The sequence below is a fragment of the Nocardioides sp. TRM66260-LWL genome, from assembly GCF_020075545.1.
GTDB lineage: Bacteria > Actinomycetota > Actinomycetes > Propionibacteriales > Nocardioidaceae > Nocardioides.
The window spans coordinates 179,309-196,608 of the sequence record NZ_JAIQZK010000006.1 but is presented as its reverse complement, the minus strand read 5'-3'; the positions used below and the strand labels follow the sequence as shown (position 1 = coordinate 196,608).

Below are 17,300 nucleotides of genomic sequence, written 5' to 3'. Positions count from 1 at the left end.
GGCCGATCTGATGAGGCTGCCGAGCCTGCGCCGCGACGCCGGCACCGCCGGCCCCGGTCCCTCGGGCGACGAGCGCCCCCGCGGCTCGGGGCTGCTCGAGCGGCACGTGCTGTTCGTCGAGGCGCTGCGCGGCGCGGGCCTGCCGGTGTCGCTCGCCGAGGACCTCGACGCGATCGCCGTGCTGCGCGCGCTCGACTGGGACGACCGCGCGGTCGTCCGCGAGGGCTACGCCGCGGCGCTGGTGAAGCGGCACGGTCAGCGTCCGACGTTCGACACGCTCTTCGACCTCTACTTCCCGCGGGTCACCGGCTCGGGCGGGCAGTCCCTCGGCGACGTCGGGGAGGAGCCGGGCGGGTCCGACGACGACCCTGGGAGCCCCGAGGGATCGGCCGGCGCCGAGGGCGCGCCCGTCACCGACAACGCCGCCGCGCTCGAGGCCTTCCGCGAGCAGCTCCTCGACGCGCTCCTCGCGGGCGACGAGCAGCGCCTGCAGCGGATGGCCGCCGAGATGGTCGCCCGCTTCGGCGCCATGCCCGGCCGCGGCCCGGGCCTCTCGTCGTGGTCGGCCTACACCGCCCTGCAGCGGGTGGCGCCGCAGGAGCTCACCGACCGGATCGTCGCCGGCCTCCTCGCGCAGGGACGCACCGAGGAGGAGGCGACGCGGGCCGCCGGCCAGCGGGTCGGCGGGCTGACGGCGGCCGTCGAGGCCGACGCCCGACGTCGGATCGCCGAGGAGAAGGGGCCCGATCACCTCGCCCGCGTCGCGGTGCGGCCCACCCTGGAGCGACTCGACTTCCTGCAGATGCGGCGCACCGACCTCGAGCAGATGCGGCGCGAGATCCATCCGCTCGCCCGACGGCTGGCCACCCGGCTCACCCAGCAGCACGCCGCGCGACGTCGCGGCCCGCTCGACTTCCGGCGCACGGTGCGTGCGTCGATGTCGACCGGCGGCGTCCCGCTCACGACCCACCACCGGCCCAAGCGGCCGCACCGCAGCGAGCTGGTCGTGCTGTGCGACGTCTCGGGCAGCGTCGCGCACTTCGCCCAGTTCACGCTCCTGCTGGTCTTCGCGCTGCGCGACCAGTTCCAGGGCGTGCGGGCCTTCACCTTCATCGACCACGTGCACGAGGTGACGCCGCTGCTGCGCCCCGGCGCGGACCTCGTCGACGTGATGGCCGACCTCTCCGCCTCCACCGCCCAGGCCGCCCTGTGGGGCCGCACCAACTACGGCCGCGCCTTCACCCGCTTCGCCGAGCTCCACCCCGACGCGATCGGCCCGAAGACCTCGCTGTTGGTGCTCGGCGACGCGCGCTCGAACTACTCCGATCTCGCGCTCGACACCGTGGCCGACATCGCCGGGCGGGTGCGGCACGCGCACTGGCTCAACCCCGAGCACCGTCGGCAGTGGGACACCGGCGACTCCGCAGCCGGCCGCTACGCCGAGATCGTGCCGATGGTGGAGTGCCGCAACCTGGCGCAGCTCTCGGAGTTCGTCCGCGACCTGCTCTGACCCCGCGGGACGGGCCGACGGGGCGGCAGGAGGTCAGGGCCGTCGGAGCCGGAAGACCCGCGAGGTGACCGGCACGTCGTCGCGCCCGAGGAAGCCGTCGGCGCGGAGGGCGTCGAGCTGGTCGCGGATCGAGGTGTCGGGGCTGCGATCGGCGGCGGCGGCGATCGACTGGTACGACGGGAATCCGTGCTCCTCGACCACCCGCCCGGGACGCGTGCCGATCGCCGCGGCCGCGTCGCCGCGCACCGTCGTCAGTCGGCGGTCGTGGGCGTCGTTGGGCGCGCCGTCGGCCGCCGGGACGACGTCGTGCACGTTCTCCAGCGCCAGCAGACGGCTGCCGGGCGGGGGTGCGGCGACGCCGGAGAGCGGCGAGCCGGCCGTCACCACGTGCCGGAACGCGTAGCCGCCCGCCCGCGCCTGCAGGGCCGCGGCCTCCAGGCCGCCCTGGGAGTGCCCGACGAGGAGGACCGGCTCGCCGGGACGCACGCCGCTGCGCCGCAGCGCCGCGAGCACCCCGGCGCCGTAGCCGCTGACGCCGCCGGTGACGCCGCTGGCCAGGAGGGCCTGGTTGACGCCCATGTCGCGCACGGTGTCGTCGCGCCCGCCGGGGAGGGTCGTGAGGTCGTCGGTGCCCGGCAGGTAGACGACGTGGCGGGGTCCCTGGGGCGTGGTGAGGGTCTGCACCTCGATCTGCCCCTCGAGCGGACGGCCCTCGGCGTCGGCGAGCTCCGCGACCCGGCCGAGGTGCTCGACCAGCCCGGCGAGGTCGCGCTCGCGGCCGGGGGCGGGGGCCCGCAGGTCGGGTCGGCGCTCGACCTCGACGACGTCGGGCCCGTAGCGACCGGCGATCAGCCCCGCGCCGACCGGCACCCCGCCCAGCGGCGCGGCGGCCAGGTGCAGCGTCCGCTCGGCCAGCGCCGGGTCGTCGGTGAGGGAGGCCAGCAGGCGCGCGCGGTCGTCGGCGTCGAGCCGCGGGTCGTGGTCGGCGATCGCCACGGCGCCGACCGCGCCGCCCACCAGGCCGGCCGCCAGCGGCAGGCCGAGCACGCCTTCGAGCGCCCGCATCGCGTCGGCCGCGGCGACGTCGGCGGCGTCCAGCTCGAGGGCCGCCTGCCTCGTGGCGTCGGCGTCGTCGCGCAGCGCGGAGGCCAGGCGCAGCAGGCCGGACGGGCCGACGGTCGCCTCGGCCAGCGCCGCCGAGACGGCCGCGGCGCCCACCCCGTCGAGCACGGCGGTGGCCGCGAGCGGGCCCGCCGGCACGGGCGGGTCGAGCGCCCACCCGCGCAGCCGCTCGGCCGCGGCGTCGAGGGCGGTGGCGACGTCCAGCGCCGCCTGCGCCTCCAGGCCGATCCGACCGGCGCCGCCCGAGACCTCGACCAGGGGCGCTGCGACCACGCCGCCGCCGGGCACCGGCCCCGGGAGGCGCGGCCTCACGGGAGCACCCGGTCGAGCAGCGTCGACCCGACGGCCACGGCGCCGGACAGCCCGGCGCCCGCGAGCTCGAGGCCGCGCAGCTGGGCGCGGACGACCTCGAGATGCCGCTCGAGCAGCGTGGCGGCCAGCTCGTGGCGTCGGCCGAGGTCGTCGAGCTCGTCGCGGTGTCGCCGCAGTCGCTCGCGCAGCGCGTCGGCCGCCGCGCCCTCCCAGGCCGTCCGGGCGGCCAGCGTCACGAGCTCCTCGCCCAGGGCGCGGACGGCCTCGGCCCGGGCGCGCAGCGCGGGGACGGCGGCGTCGAGCCCCTGAAGACTCTGCAGCCCCGGCCCGAGATCGGGTGGGAGGTCGGGGACGAGCGAGGCGACGAGGGCGGCGGGCGAGGGCAGGTCCATGGAGTCGACCTGCCCGGCCACCCGGCCCGCGAACCTCAGCCGCGCAGCACTGTGGAGAGCCGGTCGAGCGCCGCGGCGACGTCGGCCGTCGCGCCCGCCGCGCTGAACCGCACGAAGCGCCCGCCGTCGACGGTGTCGAAGTCGACGCCGGTGGCCAGCGCGACGCCGGTGCGCGCCAGGAGCTCGTGGGTGAAGGCGAGGGAGTCGTCGGTGAGGTGGCCGACGTCGGCGTAGACGTAGAAGGCGCCGTCGGCCGGCGCGAGCCGGGTGACGCCCAGTGCCGGGAGGCCCTCCAGCAGCAGCCGCCGGTTCTCGGCGTAGCGGCGCACGTGGCCGTCGAGCTCGGCGTAGGACGCCTCGGTGAACGCCGCGAGGGCGGCGCGCTGGGAGAGCACCGGCGGGCAGATCGTGAAGTTGCCGGTGAGCACGTCGACGGCGCGGCGCAGGTCGCGCGGCACGAGCATCCAGCCGATCCGCCAGCCGGTCATCGAGAAGTACTTCGAGAGGCTGGCGAAGACCACGGCGTCGCGGCTGGTCTCCCACGCCGAGCGGGCCAGCGGCGCGTGGCCCTCGAGCGGCGCGTACTCGATGCCGTGGTAGATCTCGTCGCTGATCAGCCGGATGCCGCGCTCGGCGCAGATCCGCGCGAGGGCGGCGAGCTCCTCGGGCAGCAGCATCGTGCCGGTGGGGTTGGCGGGGCTGGCGACCACCAGGCCGCGCACGGTCGGGGGCAGCGCCGCGACCTGCTCGGGCGTCGGCTGGAAGCGGGTCTCTGGGCCGGTGGGGATCTCGACCACCTCGCAGCCCAGCGCCGCCAGCACGTTGCGGTAGCAGGGGTAGCCCGGACGCGCGATCGCCACCTGGTCGCCGTGCTCGAAGGCGGCGAGGAAGGCGAGCAGGAACCCGCCGCTGGAGCCCGTGGTGACCACGACGTCGTCGGGGTCGACCTCCAGGCCGTGCACCCGCCGGTGGTGGCCCGCGATCGCCTCGCGCAGCTCGAGGATGCCGGTGGCCGGCGTGTAGCCGAGCGGATCGCCCGAGCGCAGCAGCCGCACGGCCTCCTCGGCCACCGGGCCGGGGGCGCCGGTGCTGGGCTGGCCCGCCAGGAGGTCGAGCAGGTCGCCGTGGGTGCGGCGGCGCTCGGCGGCCGCGGCCAGCAGGTCCATGACGTGGAACGGGGCGACGGCGGCGCGCTGGGCGGCGGCGAACCGGGCGGCGGAGCTCACCCGGCGCAGCCTACGGCCGCACCCGCTGCGGCAGGCCGAAGCGCGTGTGGACGCCGGGGGAGAAGGCGACGTGGTCGGGTGCGCGGCCCGACGTCCCCGGGCCCGACAGCCCCGGCAGGCCGACCGAGGCGACGAGGTCGTCGTCCAGCTCGAGCACCTCGGCGTCGTGCAGCGGCCACCGGCCGTGCTCGTTCGGGATGCGCAGGGTGCGACCGACCAGCGAGGTGTGCAGCCGGAAGCGGGCCGAGAGGAAGTCGTCCAGCGGGGTCGACTCGCGCGGCTCGCCCGCGAGCACCGAGACGGTGCTCGCGCCGCGCACGCCCGGCCACCGCAGCGACGCGCGGTAGGTGTGGCGGACGCCGTCGGCCCGCGCCTCCCGCTCGTAGGACATCCGCGCCCAGCGGTACGGCACCGCGAAGCCGGCCCGCGCGGCGAGCACGACGGCCAGCCGGTCGGCGTCCAGGCTGAGGAAGACGACGCCGCGCCGGCCCTGCGCGTCGACGGAGTACAGCCGGACGTTGGTCTCCAGGAACGAGCCGAAGTACGGCACGGTGGTGCGGCGGCCGAAGCCGGCGTCGACCATGCGGAAGAGCACCAGGCCGACGTAGGTGGCGCCGTCGTGCACGTCGGGGCGGACGCCCGGCGGCATCAGGTGCGCGACCCGCTCGGGCTCGATCGCCCAGTGCAGGTAGGTGAGGTCGCGCCAGTCCTGGTTCATCAGGATCGGCCCGGTGAGCGGCGGGGCGTCGGCGCTGACCGGCTCGAGGGCGACGTCGGGGTGGCTGCTCATGCCTCCATCCTCGCCGCGCGCCCAAGAGCGCCCGGACGCCGTGACGGCCGCGGCCGCCGCGAGCGGCTACCGTCCCCCCATGCTGCGCGTCAGCGTCGTCACCCCGGCCGACCTCGCCCCCCGCATCCTCGCGACCCTGCAGGACGACCACGCCGTCTCGGCGATCGTCCACCAGCCCGGTGCCGCGGTGAGGCCCGCCGGTGACCTGATCGTCGCCGACGTCGCCCGCGAGGGCGTCAACGAGATCCTCGACGCGCTGCGCTCGTGGGGGCTGCACGAGCGCGGCTCGATCCACGTCGAGCCGTCGACCACCTGGCTCTCCCGCGACGGCTTCGAGGCCGAGCGGCGCACGCCGGGCAGCAGCGCCGACGCCGTGGTGTGGGCCGACGTGACGCAGCGCGCGTACGACGAGTCCGAGCTGAACTGGACCTACGCCAGCTTCATGACGATGGCCACGATGATCTCCGCGATCGCGCTGGTGCTGGACTCGCAGGTGCTGCTGATCGGCGCGATGGTGCTGGGGCCGGAGTTCGTGCCGATCGCCGCGCTCGGCCTCGCGCTGGTGCGGCGTCGTCCCGGGCTGCTGCGGCAGGCGCTGCGGGCCCTGCTGGTGGGCTTCGTGGTGGCGATCGCGGTGGCCACGCTGGCCTCGCTGCTCGGGCGGTGGTGGGGCTGGATCGAGGTCGGCGACCTGGTGGCCCGCCCCGAGACGGAGTTCGTCTACAGCCCCGACCGCTGGTCGTTCGTCGTGGCGGTGATCGCGGGCGCCGCGGGCGTCCTCTCGCTGACCTCGGCGAAGGTCGGCGGCCTCTCGGGGGTCTTCATCTCGGTGACGACGGTGCCGGCGGCCGGCAACATCGCCCTCGCGCTCGCCTTCGGCGTGTGGGACGAGGTGGTGGGCAGCTCGCTGCAGCTGCTGGTGAACATCGTCGGCATGGCGGTGGCCGGCTGGTTGACGCTGACCCTCCAGCACCTGGTCTGGCAGCCGGTCTCGGCGCGACGGGCGGCCGTGCTCGAGCGGCTGCGGCACCGCCGGGAGCGTCCCGCGGCCTGACTCGGGTCAGGCCTCCGGCGCCTGCTCGGTCAGCGTCCGGGTGGCCTCGATCGCCGACCGCAGGAACCGCTCGACGACCGCGACCTCGGCGTCGTCGAGGTCCTCCAGCGCGCCCTCGAGCGCGTCGGCCAGCGGGCCGAAGAACGCCGAGGCCATCGTCCGGGCCGCGGGGTGCAGGGAGACGAGCTGCCGGCGCCGGTCGTCGGGGTCGGGCGAGCGCTCGACGTGGCCGATCTGCTCGAGCCGGTTGAGCAGGGCGCTGGTGGCCGGGGCGGAGAGGTCGACCGCGGCGGCCAGGCGCGAGGGCGTCATCGGCAGGCCCCGCGCCTCGGCCTGGGCGAGCTGGCCGAGCGCGCCGACGTCGGTGGCGTGCAGGCCGTGCCGGCGGGCGAAGCCGTGGGCGAAGCGGTCGAGCTCGAGGTTGAGCTCCTGCAGGAGCAGCGGCACCGGACGCGGGGGCCGTGGGCCCACCCCTTCGGTGCCGACCGGTCCTGGCTCTGCCGTGCTCACGCCCTCTATCCTTCCATCGTGGAACGAACTCGCGAGAAGTCCCCCGCGATCCTGCGCCTGCGGCTGGCCTGGATCCTGCCGGTCCTCTACCTGCTGCTCGGCGGCGCCCTGATCGGCGCCGTGGGCACGAGCCCCGTGGAGCGCGGCCCCGCCGACCAGCTCCCGCAAGGCTACGACTCCGCCGAGGTCGCCACCCTCCTCGACTCCTTCCCGCAGGGGGAGTCGGAGGTCGCGGTGGTGCTGTTCGCCTCCGACGCGCGCATCGACGCCGCGGAGCAGCGCCGGCTCGGCACCGCCTTCGCCTCGGTGGCGAAGCGGCTCGACGTGCAGGCCACGCCGCTGCAGCGCTCCGAGGACGGCACGGCGCTGCTCGGCGTCGTCCCCACGTCGTTCGCCGACGCGACGCAGCTCTCGACCTTCGTCGACGACCTGCGCGCCGGGCTGCGGGCCGACCTCCCCGACGGCGTGACGGCCGACGTCACCGGGCCCGCCGGCATCCAGGCCGACCTCGCGAAGGTCTTCGACGGCGCGGACGTCAACCTGCTCGCCGCGACCGCCTCGATCGTGGCGATCCTCCTGATCCTCACCTACCGCTCGCCGGTGCTGTGGCTGGTGCCGCTGCTCACCGTCGGCGTCGCCGACCAGATCGCCGCGGTCGCGGCCACCCATGCGCTCACCGGCCTCGGCATCGCCTTCGACGAGTCGACCACCGGCATCCTGTCGGTGCTCGTCTTCGGCGCCGCCACCGACTACGCGCTGCTGCTGATCAGCCGCTACCGCGACGAGCTGCGGGTCACCGAGTCGCGGGCGGTCGCGATGGCGCACGCCTGGAAGCGCACCGTCGAGGCCGTGCTCGCCAGCGCTCTGACCGTCGTCGTCGCGCTGGTGACGCTGCTGCTCTCGGCCTTCCCGACCACCCGCGGCCTCGGTCTGGCCTGCGCGATCGGCGTGCTGATCGGTGCGGCCGCGGTGCTGACGGTGCTGCCCCTCGCCCTGGTCTGCTTCGGCCGCTGGATCTTCTGGCCGCGGCGTCCCGTCGTCGGCCAGGCGGTGCTCTCGGAGACCCGCTCGCTGTGGCGCCGCATCGGCGACGCGGTGGCCCGGCGTCCGCTGGCGGCGATCGTCGCCGGCGTCGTGGTGCTCGCGGCCCTGGCGTCGGGCCTGCTGAGCGTGCGCACCGGGCTCTCGGAGTCCGACCAGTTCCTCCAGAAGCCCGAGTCGATCGCGGCCGGCGAGCGGCTCCAGCGCTCGTTCCCGGCCGGCACGTCCGACCCCGCGACCGTGCTCGTGCCCGATGCGCAGGCCGACGCGGTCACGGCCGTCCTGAAGGACGTCGACGGCGTCAGCTCCGTGCGCTCGACGGGCGACCACGACGGGCGCACCCGGCTCGACGTCGTGCTCGACGGCACCCCCGGCACGCCGCAGGCGCGCGAGGACGTGACGGCGATCCGTGCCGCGCTCGCCGGCTCGGACGCGGGACGTGACGCGATCGTCGGCGGCACGGACGCCTCCGACCTCGACATCGCCGCGGCCTCGTCGTCCGACCGCGACCTGATCGTCCCGCTCATCCTCGGCGTCGTGCTGGTCGCGCTCGTGCTGCTGCTGCGCTCGCTGGTGGCGCCGCTGGTGCTGGTGGTGTCGGTCGTCGCGACCTATCTGGCGGCGCTCGGCCTGGGCTGGTGGATCGGCAACGGCGTGTTCGGCTTCGACCGGCTCGACACCGGGGTGCCGCTGCAGGCGTTCATCTTCCTGGTCGCGCTCGGCGTCGACTACAACATCTTCCTCGTCACCCGGGCCGCCGAGGAGGCGCGCACCCACGGGGCGGTCGAGGGGATGCTGCGGGCGCTGGCCTCGACCGGCGGCGTGATCACCAGCGCGGGCATCCTGCTCGCCGCGGTGTTCGCGGTGCTGGGCGTGCTGCCGCTGGTGGTGCTCGCGCAGCTCGGCATCGTCATCTGCGTGGGCGTCCTGCTCGACACCCTGCTGGTGCGCACCGTGCTGGTGCCCGCGGTGGCGGTGCGGCTGGGCCACCGCTTCTGGACGCCGCGCAGGGTCGGCCCCGTCTCGTGACCACGGGCTGAGCCGCGGACGGGCGGCTCCGGGACTCACAGCGGGGTCACAGGAGCCGCCCACCGACCGCCCAGCCGGGTCGTCGACGGTGGTGTCATCCGATCCAGGAGGAGACCACGGTGAACGACACCCGCCCCGACCCCGACCAGCCCCGCGCGCCGCAGCCGCAGGACGAGACCCAGCCGGTCCGTGCCCAGTCCGACGCGTGGAGCCCGCCCACCGCGGCCCTGCCCGTGGACGCCGAGCCCGGCGTCGCCGACTCGACCAGCGCGACCGACGCGACCGCCGCGGCGGCCTCGCCGGCCGGCCCCGCGCGTCCGCGTCGCAGCGTCGCCGAACGGTGGCGCACCGGCTCGCGGCCGGCCCGGATCGGCGCCGGCGCCGCCGGCGCCGCGCTGCTCGTCCTCGTGCTCGGCGGCACCGGCTTCGCCCTCGGCCGCGCGACCGGCGGCGACGGGCCCGCCCGTGACGGCGTCGGCCGCCACGGCGGCGCGTTCGCCGACCGCGACGGGGACGGTGACGGCGGCCGGCTGGGCCGGATGGGCGGGATGGGCGGCGAGGGCCAGCTCGGTCAACTGCCCGGCCAGCCCGGCCAGCCCGGCCAGCCCGGCCAGATGGGTCAGCTGCCCGGTGGCCCCGGCGGTCCCGGCGACCGCGACGGCGACGGCGACGGTCCCGGGCTGCCCGGCCAGCTGCCCGGTCAGACCCAGCCCGGTCAGACCCAGCCGAGCACCGGCGCGTCGCCGTCCGTGAACAGCTGACGTGATGGCCACGCTCACCCGTCCCGCGACGCCGCGCGCCGCTGCGGCCCGTCCGCGGCGCACCGTCCCGGTGGGCCTCCGCTCGCGCCGGGACGCGGCGGTGCGCCTGGCGGCCGTCGTCTCCCTGTGGTCCGGCCTGCTGCTCGTCACCTGGTGGTGGACGGCGGCCGGCGGCGTCCAGGAGCTCGGCGGCTGGGCCTCGGGGCTCACCTCCGCCGGGCGCCTCACCGGCCTCTGGTCGTCGCTGCTGCTGCTCGTGCAGGTGCTCCTGATGGCCCGGGTGCCGGTGCTCGAGCGGGCCTTCGGCCAGGACGAGCTGGCGCGGGTGCACCGGCTCGTCGGCTTCACGTCCTTCACGCTGATGGTCGCGCACATCGGCCTGATCACCTGGGGGTACGCCGCCGGCTCGCTGGCCGCGACGCCCGGCACGCTGTGGGACCTCACCGTCACCTACCCCGGCATGCTGCTCGCGGCCGCCGGCACCGTCTGCCTCGTCCTGGTGGTCGTCACCAGCGTCAAGGCGGCGCGACGACGGCTGCGCTACGAGTCGTGGCACCTGCTGCACCTCTACGCCTACCTCGGCGTCGGGCTGGCGCTGCCGCACCAGCTGTGGACCGGCACCGAGCTGGTCTCCTCGCCCGGCCGCACCGTCTTCTGGTGGTCGCTGTGGGGCGCGGCGGCGGGCGCCGTCGTGGTCTGGCGGGTGCTGCTGCCGCTCGTCCGGACCCTGCGCCTCGGCCTGCGGGTCGAGGACGTCGTCCGCGAGGCCCCGGGGATCGTCTCGGTGCACGTGGCCGGCCCCGGGCTCGCGCGCCTGCGGGTGGAGGCCGGCCAGTTCCTCACCTGGCGGTTCCTCGGCCGCGACGGCTGGACCCGCGCCAACCCCTACTCCCTCTCCGCCGCGCCGGACGGTCGCCGCCTGCGGATCACCGTGCAGGACGTCGGCGACGGCTCCGGCTCGCTCGCGACGCTGCGTCGCGGCAGCCGGGTGGCGGTGGAGGGCCCGTACGGTCGGCTCTCGGCCCGGGCGCGGACCACCCGGCGGGTGGCGCTGATCGGCGCCGGCGTCGGCATCGCCCCGCTGCGTGCCCTCGCCGAGGGTCTCGACTACGCCCCGGGCGAGGCGGCGCTGCTCTACCGCTTCACCGACCAGCCGCTCTTCCGCGCCGAGCTCGACGAGCTCGCCCGCACCCGCGGGCTGCAGGTCGTCCCGCTGGCCGGACGCCGGCGGCACCCGGACTCGTGGCTCGGCGAACTGCTGCCCGAGGGAGCCGAGCGCTACCGCGACGTCGACGTCGTGCGCGGCTGGGTGCCCGACCTCCTCGACCGCGACGTGTTCGTGTGCGGTCCCGCCGCGTGGGCCGAGCGCCTGCGCGACGACCTCCTGCGCGCCGGGCTCCCGCCCGAGCGCCTCCACGACGAGACCTTCGGATGGTGATGACGATGCGACGCATCGTGCTGTGGCTCATGAGCACGCTGACGGTGGTGGTGCTGCTGTTCGGCTACCGCACCTCGACCTCCTCGACGATGGCGCTGAGCGGCTCGGAGTCGCCGCCGTCGGTCTCCCCGATCTCGGGCTCCGACACGACGTCGTCCGCGCCGGCCGAGAGCGGCTCGTCCTCGGGCTCGTCCTCGGGCTCGTCCTCGGGCTCCTCGTCCGGTTCCTCGGGCTCGGGCTCCTCGTCCGGTTCCTCGGGCTCGGGCTCCTCCTCCGGCTCCTCGTCCGGGTCGTCGTCCGCCGCGAAGACCTACACCGGCACCGTGGCGCAGACCCGCTGGGGTCCGGTGCAGGTGAGCGTCACGGTGGAGGACGGGACCATCACCGCCGTGGCGGTGCCGCAGTACCCGAACGACAACCCGAAGGACGCCGAGATCAACGCCTACGCGCTGCCGGTGCTCATGCAGGAGACCACCGAGGCGCAGTCCGCGCAGATCGACATGGTCTCCGGGGCGACCGTCACCAGCGAGGGCTACCTGACCTCGCTGCAGAGCGCCCTCGACCAGGCTGGTCTGTGAGCGCGGTGGGCACGGTGAGCGCGGTGGCCGGCGTCGACGTCCGCACGTGGCGGGCGGTCGAGCAGGTGATGGGACTGCCGGTGTCGGTCGCGCTCCGCGGACGGCACGCCGGCGACGCCGTCGGGCGGGCCGCGTGGACCGCTGCGGTCGCTGAGCTCCGGGCGCTCGAGGACCTCTTCACCACCTGGCGGGAGTCCCCGATCACCCGGATCGGCCGCGGCGAGCTGACGATCGACGACCTTCCACCCGCCGACGCGGCGCTGGTCGCCGAGGTGCTGGCCGTCGGTGAGCGGGCGCGGGTCGACTCCGGCGGTGCCTTCGACGTGCGGCGCGGACCCGACCGCGCGCTCGATCCGTCGGGCGTCGTGAAGGGCTGGGCGATCCAGCGGGCCGCGCGCCACCTGCAGGCGCTGCCCGACACCGACTCCTGCCTCGGCGGAGGGGGCGATCTCGCCTGCTCGGTCGCCGATCCCGCGGGCGAGCCGTGGCGGATCGGCGTCGAGGACCCCTCCGGCCCGACCCGCGTCGTCGCCACCATCCCCGTGCGTCGCGGAGCGGTCGCCACCAGCGGTCTCGCCCGCCGTGGAGCCCATGTGGTCGACGCCCGCTCCGGACGCGTGCCATCCGCGCTCGCCTCGGTGACGGTCGTCGCCGGCGACCTCACCACCGCCGACGTCGACGCCACCGCCGCCCTCGCCCTGGACGCCGAGGGCGCCGACTGGCTCCGCTCCCGCGGACGCACCGGCCTCGTCGTCCATGCCGACGGACGGCTCGAGGTGCTCGGCTGACTCTCGTCGTCCCATCTCCCGGCTGTCCGTAGGGCACGCCGGCAGCCCGATCACCGGGTGGTGTCGGGCTGCGGGCCGTGCGTGGGGTGGTCGAGCTTGTCGAGACCGTCAGGTGGTGTCGGGGGTCTCGACAGGCTCGACCACCACGAGGGTGGTGCCGTGGCGGTCGCGTCGGAATCGGACGCCGTTCGGGCTGCGCCAGAGGTAGACCCCGGGCTCCTCCGGTCCTGCCGGCTTGTATCTCCAGCCGTCGTGGGTCTTGTGGCGGTGGTGCTTGCGGCACAGTGGCGCGAGGTTGGATGACGCTGTCGGGCCGCCGGTCTCGTAGGGGTCGATGTGGTCGGCGTCGCAGGACCGCGCGGGTCTGCGGCAGTACGGGAACACGCAGGTGTGGTCGCGCAGGATGATCTGCTCGCGCATCAGGTCTGGCACCTCGTAGGCGTCGGAGTACCGCTCCGCCGCGAGATCCAGGATCGGACGCACGGTGACGCTCGTCCCTGCGGCCTGGCACCAGGCCTTGATCACGTCGATCCCGAGCGGCGACCGTGATGCCTCGCTCCGGGCGACGTCCCCGAGGGCCCCGGTGACCGCGTCGACGGAGAGGTGCACGTAGAGCGTGAGGTGCCGTGAGCGAGCCTTGGCGGTCGACTCGACCGGAGCGGCCTCGAGCGGAAGCGCCTGCTCACCGCGGGCGAGCATCCCGGCAGCCTTAGCCCGACGGACGCTCAGCGTCTCCTCCGAGCCGGCCTCCTTCAGCTGTTCCGCGAGGGCTGCGATGGCGCGCTCGAGGTCGGCGGCGTCGGGCTGGTCGAGGATCGCGGACACGTCGACCGTCCCGTCGAAGCCGGTCTGCCCGAGCCACACATCGAAACGGCGGTGCTCTGCCTCGCGGGCCTTCCGCAGGATTGCGTCCCCGCGGTCGGCGTGCTCCTGGGCGACCCGGCAGATGTTCGAGATCTGGGTGCGCGAGACCTGGTGGGCGTACGCGGCGATCCGGGCATCCACCAACGCCGCTGCCTCGGCGGAGAGCGGGATGGTGTCCTCGGTGATCCGGCGGACCTGCCACACCGCCAGCTCCCCGCGCAGAAGTCGTGCCCACACCCGCGGCAGCCGCACACATGCCTCGAGGGCGTGGCCGACGTAGAAGGAGCCCGCCTGCTGGGTCATGCCGAGGGCGGTGATGAACTCGGTGACCGCATGCTCCTGGACCTCCGGCGCACCCTGGCCCGCGAGCGGGAGCATCATCCCGGTGTCGATGACGTACCCCGCCACGTCGCCACTGCCGGCCACGTGCGCGATCGCCCAGTCCGCCGCGGCGATGAACACGTCCCGCTCAGCCTGCTCGGCAGCAGCTCGCGCGGCCATCGCGGCGCGCAGGGCGTCGCTGTCACGCAGCAGCCGGGGAGTCCGAGAGGGCATAGCCTGAGTCTATGCGAACACGCGTTCGAAAAGAAGTGGATATCCCCAGATCAGATGAGGGTTTTGAGAACCTCAGCCATAGACAACTGAGAGAGACGAACGGCGGAGCCGGCAGCGGCGAAGGGGGAACACCCGCTGTACCGAGACGGCGAGCGACCACCGAGTGCCATGACCGCCACGGAGACCAAGGCGAGCGGCGAGGAGACCGCGGCTGGTCGACCGCAGGCCACTGTCAGCATTCGGGTGCGGGGGTCTCGACACGCTCGACCACCGGAGCGGCGCTCGACCACCGAGATGGGCGCCGCGGGCCGGCGTCAGAGCGAGCCGGTGGCGGAGAGCGTGACGGCGCGCAGCAGGTCGCGCAGCTGGCCCATCTGCGCGGGCTCGAGGCCGAGCACCTCGGCGGCGCGGCACTGCACGTCGTCGAAGTGGGAGGCCACCTCGCGGCCCGCGCTCGTCAGGGCGACGACGACCGACCGCTCGTCGCGCTCGCTGCGGCGCCGGGTGAGCAGGCCGGCGTCCTCGAGGCGGCGCAGCAGCGGGGTGAGGGTCGCGTGGTCGAGGCGGATCGTGGCGCCGAGCGCCTTGATCGGCAGGCCGGCGGCGCCGTCGGGCTCCGCGGCGAGGACGACGAGGACGAGGTACTGGGGGTAGGTGAGCCCGAGGTCGCCGAGGATCGGCCGGTACGCGGCGGTGACGGCGCGCGAGGCGGCGTACAGGTCGAAGCAGAGGAGGGGGTCGAGGGGGCCGGCGGGGTCTCCGGCGGGGTGTGCCGAGTCGGCCGGGGGCGGCGTCTGCTGGGTCATCACGGTCCCCTCCTGGGAATAAAGGTCGTAGACAAGTATCTTGTGTACGACGTAACTGTCCCGCTGACGTAAGGATTCCACGATGCCCACTCGCTCCGCCCGCACCGCCTGGAACGGCTCGCTTGAGGACGGCTCCGGCCAGGTCGAGCTCAGCAGCTCCAAGGTCGGCACCTACGACGTCTCGTTCCCCAAGCGCGCGGCCGAGGACGCCGACGGCACCACCTCGCCCGAGGAGCTCATCGCCGCGGCCCACTCCGCCTGCTACGCGATGCAGCTGTCCGCCCTGATCGCCGAGGCCGGCGGCACCCCGCAGGCGCTCGACGTCAAGGCCGACGTCTCCCTCGGCCCGGACTCCGCCGGCGGCTTCAAGCTCACCGGCATCACCCTCACCGTCCGCGGCGAGGTCGACGGCCTCGACGCCGCCGGCTTCGAGAACGCCGCGCAGGCCGCCAAGGCCGGCTGCCCCGTCTCCAAGGCGCTGACCGGCGTCGAGATCACCCTGGACGCCGCGCTCGAGGCCTGAGCCACGCCGCTGCGGGCCCTCCGCAGCGCCCCCGACACCGACCCCGTTCGCCGCGACCCGGCGGGCGGGGTCGGTCACGTCCGCACCGGTTCCGGGGCAATCTCGCCGAACGCTGGTCACGTCACCCGGATGGGTGGACGATGGAGCCAGCCCCACCGCGGCTTCGGGGGTGATCCCGGACTGACACCCACAGCCTCGAGCGCCGCGACCGAGCACGGCCCCGCCGACGACGACGTCGGACGGGGTCGTGTCGCGTCAGGACGTCGCGGGCCCGCCCGCGATCGGCGCCGACCAGACCAGGCGGGTGCCGGCCTGCGGACCCGACTCGAGCAGCAGCGAGCCGCCGCGTCGCTCGGCTCGCAGCCGCATGTTCGACAGTCCGCTCTCGACCGGCGCGTCCGGCAGGCCGCGACCGTCGTCGACGATCTCGAGAGCGACGCGTCCGGGCGCGCCCTCGGCCGGCGGCTCGACGACCAGCGACACCGCCACGCGGGTCGCGTGCGCGTGCCGGCTGGCGTTGGAGAGCGCCTCGCCGAGCACCGCGAGCAGATCGGGGGCGACGGTGTCGTCGACCAGGAGCCGCACCGGCCCGTCGAAGCGCAGCGTGGGCCGGAACTTCAGCGTGGCGGCGGCGCGGTCGACCAGGCGCGTCACCTCGGCCTGCAGGTCGTCGGAGGTCGCGGTGGCGCCCAGCGCGAAGATCGAGCGACGGATGTCGCGGATGGTGTCGTCGAGGTCGTCGACGGCCTGCTCGAGACCGGCGCGCTGCGCCTCGTCGTCCGTGCGCCGCGCCAGCCGCTCGAGCCCGAGCCCGACCGCGAAGAGCCGCTGGATCACCAGGTCGTGCAGGTCGCGACCGATGCGGTCGCGGTCCTCCAGCAGCGCCAGCAGCGCCTGGTCCTCCCGGGCCCGCGCCACCTGCACCGCGAGGCCCGCCTGCTCGGAGAAGGCCGAGACCAGGGCGACGTCGACCGCCGCGTGGGCGTCCTCCTCGCCGCGGTGCCAGCCGAGCGCGAGCACTCCCTCGATGCCGGACGCCGAGCCGAGCGGCACCAGCGTGACCGGGCCGAGGTCGGGCCAGCCGAAGAGCCGCGCGACGTCGAGCGCGTGCGGCGACTCCGCGACGTCGCGCACCGAGATCGGCGCCCCCGTCACCACCACCTGCGCCGCGAGGGACTCGGCCAGGGACACGTCGGTCAGCGGCGCGACGTCGCCGGCGCCGTCGGCGGACGACACGATCCGCATCGTCAGCTCCTGCGGGGTCGTGCCGAGGGAGATCCAGGCGAGCGGCGCGCCGGCGCACTCCCGCGCGCGGTCGGCCACCAGCTGCAGCGGGTCGACGCCGGAGTCGGCCCCCGACAGCACCGCGGTGACCTCTGCCGTCGCCTCGAGCCAGCGCTGCCGCCGCTCGGCCTCCTCGTAGAGCCGGGCGTTCTCGATGACGACGCCGGCCGCGGCCGCCAGGGCGACGACGATCGCCTCGTCGCGGTCGGTGAACTCGCCGCCCCCGCGCTTCTCCGTCAGGTAGAGGTTGCCGAAGACCCGCTCGCGGGTGCGCACGGGCACGCCGAGGAAGGAGTGCATCGGCGGGTGGTCGGCCGGGAAGCCGACGGAGGCGTCGTGGGCGGCGATGTCGGCGAGCCGCACGGGCTCCGGACGGTCGATGATCAGGCCGAGCAGCCCGTGGCCCTGCGGCAAGGAGCCGATGCGGGCGACGTCCTCGTCGGACAGGCCGTCGTGCACGAAGGTCAGCAGGCGGCGCCCGGACTCGCCGCGCCCCGCCGGGCCGACGACGCCGAGGGCCGCGTACTGCGCGTCGACGAGGCGTCCCGCGCTGGCGACGATGCGCTCGAGGACGCCGTCGAGGTGCAGGTCGGCGCCGAGCGCGACGACGGCGTCGAGCAGCAGCTGGATGCGCTCGCGCTCGTCGAGGACCAGCTCGACCCGGTCGATGACCTCCCGCAGGAGGCCGTCGAGCTCCTTGCGCGCGCGCTCGGGCAC

Annotated in this window: 16 protein-coding genes; 8 read left to right on the top strand and 8 right to left on the bottom strand. The window is 75.4% G+C overall.

Annotation, left to right across the window (positions count from 1 at the left end; all coding sequences use genetic code 11):
• The first annotated feature begins 10 nt into the window (after nucleotides 1–10).
• On the top strand, nucleotides 11–1,510 hold the full coding sequence (locus K8Z61_RS14995) for a VWA domain-containing protein (RefSeq protein ID WP_224130691.1): 1,500 nt from the start codon (nucleotides 11–13) through the stop codon (nucleotides 1,508–1,510).
• Nucleotides 1,511–1,543: 33 nt separating this feature from the next.
• Here the strand turns inward: K8Z61_RS14995 and K8Z61_RS14990 are convergent, their stop codons facing one another.
• From K8Z61_RS14990 to K8Z61_RS14975, 4 genes are read right to left on the bottom strand one after another with little or no spacing between them, the layout of a single operon-like run.
• Nucleotides 1,544–2,944, bottom strand: coding sequence for a hypothetical protein (locus tag K8Z61_RS14990; protein WP_224130690.1), 1,401 nt, complete (start codon nucleotides 2,942–2,944; stop codon nucleotides 1,544–1,546).
• On the bottom strand, nucleotides 2,941–3,336 hold the full coding sequence (locus tag K8Z61_RS14985) for a hypothetical protein (RefSeq protein ID WP_224130689.1): 396 nt from the start codon (nucleotides 3,334–3,336) through the stop codon (nucleotides 2,941–2,943). The genes K8Z61_RS14990 and K8Z61_RS14985 overlap by 4 nt, the downstream gene beginning before the upstream one ends.
• A gap of 35 nt (nucleotides 3,337–3,371) precedes the next feature.
• Nucleotides 3,372–4,562 (bottom strand): pyridoxal phosphate-dependent aminotransferase, encoded by a 1,191-nt coding sequence (locus tag K8Z61_RS14980; RefSeq protein WP_224130688.1) that lies wholly within the window; start codon nucleotides 4,560–4,562, stop codon nucleotides 3,372–3,374.
• A gap of 10 nt (nucleotides 4,563–4,572) precedes the next feature.
• Nucleotides 4,573–5,352 (bottom strand): YqjF family protein, encoded by a 780-nt coding sequence (locus K8Z61_RS14975; RefSeq protein WP_224130687.1) that lies wholly within the window; start codon nucleotides 5,350–5,352, stop codon nucleotides 4,573–4,575.
• Nucleotides 5,353–5,431: 79 nt separating this feature from the next.
• Here K8Z61_RS14975 and K8Z61_RS14970 point away from each other — a divergent pair, with 79 nt between their 5' ends.
• Complete coding sequence (locus K8Z61_RS14970; protein ID WP_224130686.1) at nucleotides 5,432–6,406, top strand: DUF389 domain-containing protein; 975 nt, start codon at nucleotides 5,432–5,434, stop codon at nucleotides 6,404–6,406.
• Between the two features lie 6 nt (nucleotides 6,407–6,412).
• Here the strand turns inward: K8Z61_RS14970 and K8Z61_RS14965 are convergent, their stop codons facing one another.
• Nucleotides 6,413–6,916 carry a MarR family winged helix-turn-helix transcriptional regulator gene (locus K8Z61_RS14965; RefSeq protein ID WP_224130685.1) on the bottom strand — a complete coding sequence of 168 codons (504 nt, stop codon included), beginning with the start codon at nucleotides 6,914–6,916 and terminating at the stop codon, nucleotides 6,413–6,415.
• Between the two features lie 18 nt (nucleotides 6,917–6,934).
• Here K8Z61_RS14965 and K8Z61_RS14960 point away from each other — a divergent pair, with 18 nt between their 5' ends.
• From K8Z61_RS14960 to K8Z61_RS14940, 5 genes are all read left to right on the top strand, one after another.
• A complete protein-coding gene (locus K8Z61_RS14960) occupies nucleotides 6,935–8,986 on the top strand; it encodes an MMPL family transporter (RefSeq protein ID WP_224130684.1) in 2,052 nt (683 codons plus the stop codon).
• Between the two features lie 119 nt (nucleotides 8,987–9,105).
• A complete protein-coding gene (locus K8Z61_RS14955; protein ID WP_224130683.1) occupies nucleotides 9,106–9,747 on the top strand; it encodes a hypothetical protein in 642 nt (213 codons plus the stop codon).
• Nucleotides 9,748–9,751: 4 nt separating this feature from the next.
• A complete protein-coding gene (locus K8Z61_RS14950) occupies nucleotides 9,752–11,185 on the top strand; it encodes a ferric reductase-like transmembrane domain-containing protein (protein ID WP_224130682.1) in 1,434 nt (477 codons plus the stop codon).
• A 5-nt stretch (nucleotides 11,186–11,190) separates the two neighbouring features.
• Nucleotides 11,191–11,763 carry an FMN-binding protein gene (locus K8Z61_RS14945; protein WP_224130681.1) on the top strand — a complete coding sequence of 191 codons (573 nt, stop codon included), beginning with the start codon at nucleotides 11,191–11,193 and terminating at the stop codon, nucleotides 11,761–11,763.
• Nucleotides 11,760–12,551 carry an FAD:protein FMN transferase gene (locus K8Z61_RS14940; protein WP_224130680.1) on the top strand — a complete coding sequence of 264 codons (792 nt, stop codon included), beginning with the start codon at nucleotides 11,760–11,762 and terminating at the stop codon, nucleotides 12,549–12,551. The genes K8Z61_RS14945 and K8Z61_RS14940 overlap by 4 nt, the downstream gene beginning before the upstream one ends.
• A 108-nt stretch (nucleotides 12,552–12,659) precedes the next feature.
• On the opposite strand, the gene K8Z61_RS14935 is transcribed toward K8Z61_RS14940, so the two are convergent.
• Both K8Z61_RS14935 and K8Z61_RS14930 read right to left on the bottom strand, forming a co-directional pair.
• Entirely contained in the window at nucleotides 12,660–13,970 is a 1,311-nt protein-coding gene (locus K8Z61_RS14935) for an HNH endonuclease signature motif containing protein (protein WP_224130679.1), read from the bottom strand.
• A 314-nt stretch (nucleotides 13,971–14,284) separates the two neighbouring features.
• Nucleotides 14,285–14,776 (bottom strand): MarR family winged helix-turn-helix transcriptional regulator, encoded by a 492-nt coding sequence (locus K8Z61_RS14930; RefSeq protein ID WP_224130678.1) that lies wholly within the window; start codon nucleotides 14,774–14,776, stop codon nucleotides 14,285–14,287.
• An 82-nt stretch (nucleotides 14,777–14,858) separates the two neighbouring features.
• Between K8Z61_RS14930 and K8Z61_RS14925 the strand changes: the two genes are divergently transcribed.
• Complete coding sequence (locus tag K8Z61_RS14925; protein ID WP_224130677.1) at nucleotides 14,859–15,299, top strand: OsmC family peroxiredoxin; 441 nt, start codon at nucleotides 14,859–14,861, stop codon at nucleotides 15,297–15,299.
• 255 nt (nucleotides 15,300–15,554) lie between these two features.
• Here the strand turns inward: K8Z61_RS14925 and K8Z61_RS14920 are convergent, their stop codons facing one another.
• Nucleotides 15,555–17,300, bottom strand: coding sequence for a GAF domain-containing protein (locus K8Z61_RS14920; RefSeq protein WP_224130676.1), 1,746 nt, complete (start codon nucleotides 17,298–17,300; stop codon nucleotides 15,555–15,557).

Excerpts from the sequence above, each read along its gene's own strand:
- K8Z61_RS14995 (WP_224130691.1), top strand. The coding sequence starts at position 11 with ATGAGGCTGCCGAGCCTGCGCCGCGACGCCGGCACCGCCGGCCCCGGT.
- K8Z61_RS14985 (WP_224130689.1), bottom strand. The coding sequence starts at position 3,336 with ATGGACCTGCCCTCGCCCGCCGCCCTCGTCGCCTCGCTCGTCCCCGAC.
- K8Z61_RS14975 (WP_224130687.1), bottom strand. The coding sequence starts at position 5,352 with ATGAGCAGCCACCCCGACGTCGCCCTCGAGCCGGTCAGCGCCGACGCC.
- K8Z61_RS14970 (WP_224130686.1), top strand. The coding sequence starts at position 5,432 with ATGCTGCGCGTCAGCGTCGTCACCCCGGCCGACCTCGCCCCCCGCATC.
- K8Z61_RS14950 (WP_224130682.1), top strand. The coding sequence starts at position 9,752 with ATGGCCACGCTCACCCGTCCCGCGACGCCGCGCGCCGCTGCGGCCCGT.
- K8Z61_RS14945 (WP_224130681.1), top strand. The coding sequence starts at position 11,191 with ATGCGACGCATCGTGCTGTGGCTCATGAGCACGCTGACGGTGGTGGTG.
- K8Z61_RS14935 (WP_224130679.1), bottom strand. The coding sequence starts at position 13,970 with ATGCCCTCTCGGACTCCCCGGCTGCTGCGTGACAGCGACGCCCTGCGC.
- K8Z61_RS14930 (WP_224130678.1), bottom strand. The coding sequence starts at position 14,776 with ATGACCCAGCAGACGCCGCCCCCGGCCGACTCGGCACACCCCGCCGGA.
- K8Z61_RS14925 (WP_224130677.1), top strand. The coding sequence starts at position 14,859 with ATGCCCACTCGCTCCGCCCGCACCGCCTGGAACGGCTCGCTTGAGGAC.